This window comes from Betaproteobacteria bacterium (genome assembly GCA_009377585.1).
Taxonomy (GTDB): domain Bacteria; phylum Pseudomonadota; class Gammaproteobacteria; order Burkholderiales; family WYBJ01; genus WYBJ01.
On the sequence record WHTS01000241.1, the window covers coordinates 1 to 2,697 of the forward strand.

The 2,697-nt window shown below is 63.7% G+C and carries 2 protein-coding genes and 2 pseudogenes; all 4 read right to left on the reverse strand.

Translation table 11 applies throughout. The features are described from left to right. Positions 1-232: 232 nt before the first annotated feature. Positions 233-544, reverse strand: a complete 312-nt coding sequence (locus GEV05_30960) for a hypothetical protein (GenBank protein ID MPZ47698.1) — start codon at positions 542-544, stop codon at positions 233-235. Between the two features lie 100 nt (positions 545-644). Then, positions 645-1,755 (reverse strand): annotated as a pseudogene (locus tag GEV05_30965) (class I SAM-dependent methyltransferase). Positions 1,756-1,818: 63 nt separating this feature from the next. After that, a complete protein-coding gene (locus GEV05_30970) occupies positions 1,819-2,469 on the reverse strand; it encodes a hypothetical protein (protein MPZ47699.1) in 651 nt (216 codons plus the stop codon). Positions 2,470-2,495: 26 nt separating this feature from the next. Next, positions 2,496-2,697: pseudogene (locus GEV05_30975) on the reverse strand (IS4 family transposase).

Consider the following 2,697-nt stretch of genomic DNA (forward strand, 5'->3'; position numbering starts at 1 on the left):
CAGGGGTTGGCCAATCGGCTGATCCGTCCGCAATCGCAGCCGGCGGTAAACCACGATACGATCTATCGCCGCCAGCGGCTCGGAGGATTGCTCAATTACTACTATCGCGCGGCTGCTTGAGATTCTCGATCGAGAAAGTGGACATGACGGCATGCACCTCCCCCGATGGGGCGATGACATGCCCCGGGGGGTGGGAAGAAGCGCGGCGCTCGAGCGCCGCTGGAAAACAGGATCAATACTCGCTGGGCAACAGCAGCGTGGTGACGCTGCGGTCCCATTCGGTGATGATCCAGAGCTTCAGGTCGGGCGTGACCTCGTAGGACGAAAACAGTCGGTCCTCACCGGACTTCAGCGCGGCGTCGTTCTGTCGCCAGTCGTCGTCGCAGAGATCGCCCCAGTCGCCACTAAGGTGGCGACGCAGGTACTGGCTGGGATTGAGCCGGCCTTGCCGGACGAGCTCATCGACGCCAGCGGTCATGACCACTTGCCCCGACGGAAAACGCGGATTCGCGACAAAGCTGATAAAGAGTGCATCGATTGCCATGGTGTAGCTCCTTGGTGAATGGAGGGGCCACGGCACCCCACGGGGTGAATGGACCCCCGTGGGTGGATGAAATCGACGGCGAACCGTCAAGGGACGACGATCAGCGAATGATCAGTACCTCTCCCCGAGTCGGAGAGCCGGGTGTCATGTCCCATGCGCGGATCACAGGTACGAAGCGATCGGTGAGGATGCGCGTCTCGGTGACCGAGCCGTCGTCCCGTTCCATGTACTCCGTCGTCAAGGATTTCTCCTTGTGCGTATCGCCCTTGACCGCCAGCACCCTGCCGGTCTTGGAGGTCACGACGCCCGAGATCGCGCCCGCCGCGAGGGCCAGGGCGAGATGCCAGTGCGACAAGGCGTGCGCCGGTGGCCGCGGTGCTTGCTGTGCGGCCGTCAGGTGCGTGTCGGTCGCTGGCCACAGCCCTTGCAGGCGCTGTACCTCGGCGGCGAACTGCTCCGGTTCGAGCGTGACGCGATAAAAGTGCTCGGGCTCGGTTTGCGAGGTCGGGACCGTGTAAGGCAGGAACGGACATTCGCAGGGCAGCTCCTCGGCCTCGATGTTGCCTTGCCCGACTTCTAGCAGCAGACTGCGCGACGTCTTGGCGTCGTTCGACAACTGCTCGCGCTGACGAATCCGCCGGCCGAAGATCACCACCTGCTTGAACCGCGTATCCACCGCATGGTAGACGCGCAGGTTGGCGAAGTGGCGCGTCAGCCAGCCCACGAACTCGGCATCGAGCACGTAGCACGGAATGATGAGCACGATCACGCCGTCGTATTGCAGGAGCGGCAGGCTTCGCTGATAGAACAGCTTCTCCAGCCGTGCGCGGCCTTGGCCTTGATAGCCGATGTTGCCATCGACGCCGCGGGTCAGGTCGCCATAGGGCGGGTTGAGCCAGAGCAGCCCGAAGGACTGCCGGGAGATCAGCGTATCCATCAGGTCGCCGTGCAGACAACGATCGACGAGCTTGCGCGCATGAGCAGCGCGCTCCGGGTCGTACTCGACTGCAAACGCCTTGACCTGCTCGCGTCCGAGGGCGTGCGCAGCCTCGGCGATCGCCACGCCTTCGCCGGCGCAGGGATCGAGAATGCACATGGCGCCGGAAGACGGTGCCAGCGCGGTCAGGAGTCTTTCCAGCGTGGGTTCGTCCGTCGGAAAGTAGCCCGTTCTTGATGAAGTTGCGCGCAAGGCGCGGGAACATGAGAGCCATGCCGGTCTCCTTTGAAGAAGCGGGATGAAAGGGCACGTGCGGCACGTGCCCTTCGGTGAAGCTTCAGGCTGCCCGCCGCAGCGTTCTGCCCGGGGCCGGCTCGTATTGCGAAACACCCAGCGTTCCGTTGCGGATCAGTTCGCCCAGCGCCGTGGTCAGCGCGGGAACGTCTAGGGCCAGCCGATGACCTTCCAGCGGACCGAGGGCGAATGGAAGGCGCGTCAGCATCTGCCGTGACTGCAATAGATCCAACACGGCATCGCGCCAGTGATCGAGCAGCGGCAGCGGGCAGGTCTCACGCACCAGCGTCCACAGACGCTCGGTGTGATCGGAGACGGCCTTAGGCAGCAGCGCCAACGCGCTGGCGTTGGCCCTGTCGGGCCTCACGCAGCGGCGATCGAAGAGCCACAGATGGACCATGGAACCGAACAGCGTGCGCCGGAAAGCGCGCGTGGTGCGCTTCTCCAGGTTCTCGGTGCAGCCGACGAAGACTGGGATCGACGCCCCTTGATCGGTGACGAGATGGAACTGATCCAGCCCCCGCTCGGCCCGACCGAGGGTCAGGCGGGCAAGGAACTCCTGAACGGCAGTATCGCGCGCCCAGGCGGACAGAAAGACCAGGTTGCCGTGTTCGTCGCCGATGCAGCCGTCGGCCATGAGGTCGGGGCACTCGTCGATGCGATACAGCACGTTGGATGGTGCAGATACAGCCATGGTGATGTCCTCGAAGAATGAAAGGGCAGCGTGATCGTCTGATCGCAGATCAAGCCCGTGGAGCGATCCACCGCATGGGAGTAGCGGCGCTTGGCCTTCAAGTTGGACTTGGCGCGAGTGACGAAGAAGGCCCCCGCCAGATGCAATCGGTGCAGGCGCTCGAAATCGACATAGCCCCGATCCATCACGTAGAAGGCACCCAGCTCCGGCAACAATTCGTCGAGCACG

Coding starts and splice junctions, on each gene's coding strand:
- GEV05_30960 (MPZ47698.1), bottom strand. CDS start 544: ATGGCAATCGATGCACTCTTTATCAGCTTTGTCGCGAATCCGCGTTTT.
- GEV05_30970 (MPZ47699.1), bottom strand. CDS start 2,469: ATGGCTGTATCTGCACCATCCAACGTGCTGTATCGCATCGACGAGTGC.